This is a genomic window from Occallatibacter sp. (genome assembly GCF_049802275.1).
Taxonomy (GTDB): domain Bacteria; phylum Acidobacteriota; class Terriglobia; order Terriglobales; family Acidobacteriaceae; genus Telmatobacter.
Genome location: NZ_JBARMD010000136.1, coordinates 1 through 1,758, shown reverse-complemented (window position 1 = coordinate 1,758; position 1,758 = coordinate 1). Strand labels below are relative to the sequence as shown.

Here is a 1,758-nt window from a genome sequence, read left to right as displayed (position 1 = left end):
ACGATATGGTGCGTGAGGGAGTGGCCAGCTTCAAGTTGTTCATGGCGTATCCCAACGTGCTCATGGTTGACGACGCGACGATCTTCAAAGCCATGCGGCAGACGGCGAAAAACGGCGCGCTGATCTGCATGCATGCTGAGAACGGGTCGGTCATCGACGCCATAGTCCAGCAGGCGCTGGCCGAGGGCAAGACCGCGCCCATCTATCACGCATTGACGCGGCCGACGGCGGCCGAGGCCGAGGCGGTGCATCGGGCCATTGCCATGGCAGAAATGGCCGGTGTCCCCGTGTACATCGTGCACCTGTCTAGCGAAGACGCACTGAATCAAGTCCGCGAGGCGCGCGATCGCGGTCTGCCCGCCTTCGCCGAAACATGCCCCCAATACCTGCTGCTTTCGCTCGAAGACAACATGCTCAACGACGATATGACGGATAAGGGTTGGGAGGGCGCGAAGTACGTCTTCACTCCTCCGCTGCGCGAGAAGCGCAACCAGCCAAAACTGTGGGAGGGGTTGCGCAAAGACAATCTGCAGGTCGTCTCGACAGATCATTGCCCGTTCTGTTTCGAAGATCAGAAGGCGCTCGGCAAAGATGACTTCACCAAGATTCCCAACGGCGGCCCGGGCATCGAAAACCGGTTGCAGCTGCTGCATCATCACGGCGTAGGGCAGGGTAACTTCTCCATCAACCGCTTCGTCGAACTCGTCTCCACCGCCCCAGCGCGCATCTTCGGCATGTATCCGAAAAAGGGTGTGCTCGCAGCAGGCAGCGATGCGGACCTTGTGCTGTGGGATCCCGGCGCTCTTTACACCATCTCAGCCGCGACGCATCACATGCGCGTGGACTACTCGATGTTTGAGGGCTTCAAGGTGCGGGGCAATGCTCGCGACGTCTATTCGCGCGGCGAACTGATCGTCTCTGGCGGCAAGTTCATCGGCAAACCCGGCCGCGGCCAGTACCTCCGCCGCGAAGCTCGCGGCGGGGCATGGAAATAACAGTCTTTAAACAATCGTCAATGTCACACTTGCCTACAATCCGCCCCGAAACCATTCTCAAACAGGCCGCCGGCTTGGTGGGGAAGGAGTTGGGTGCTTAACGCCGACTCTAGTGAATGTTTCGTCGCCTGAAGTAGACTTTCGCCATGCAACTCTTCGGCAGACAGCTTTCGAACTGGTGGCTGCTTTTGATTCCTCCGCTGTTGATCCTGGCGCAGCCGCTCCTCTTGATGATGTTTTTTATGGGGAATGGTCTTGCCGGTGCGATCATTGGACCCCCGGCTATTTGGAATCGGACTTGGCACTCCCCGCCGCGTTCAGACGTTGTAGGCAAGTATTTAGAATCTGGACGACATTTGCATGATCAAGCAATGAGCTACCAGCTGCAAACCTAACGCTCGAATCTGATGGATCAATGGCGGTGGCGAATTTGCCGTTAGAGTTTGGCGAGACCTCCTGCTCTCTTTCAGGGGAGGGGAGCTGGACCGGGCCAGATGACGACCAGCAGATCGGTCTCAACGTCACTTCAAATGGAGCGGCCGGTTCTTGTGAGTCTGGCTCCTATTCATTTCTTGAGTTGGCAGGTCATTCGAAGCCATACAAGTTGTATTGGGTTGTCGGAGACCCGGATTCGGGTTACGGAATCTGGCTTCAAAGGAACTGATACGGCGCTACAAGTCGGGGTCGTGATCAATCTCTGCGTGCTTATGTCTTTTCTCCAATTCAAATATTGAGCGCTTTTTGATCGACGAGAGTGCGTAGA

At 56.7% G+C, this 1,758-nt stretch carries 1 protein-coding gene; it reads left to right on the top strand.

Annotated elements, in window-relative coordinates; translation table 11 throughout:
• The coding region (gene hydA, locus WA354_RS04410) for a dihydropyrimidinase (RefSeq protein ID WP_472811797.1) at positions 1–995 on the top strand (995 nt) is incomplete at its 5' end.
• Between the last annotated feature and the right edge of the window lie 763 nt (positions 996–1,758).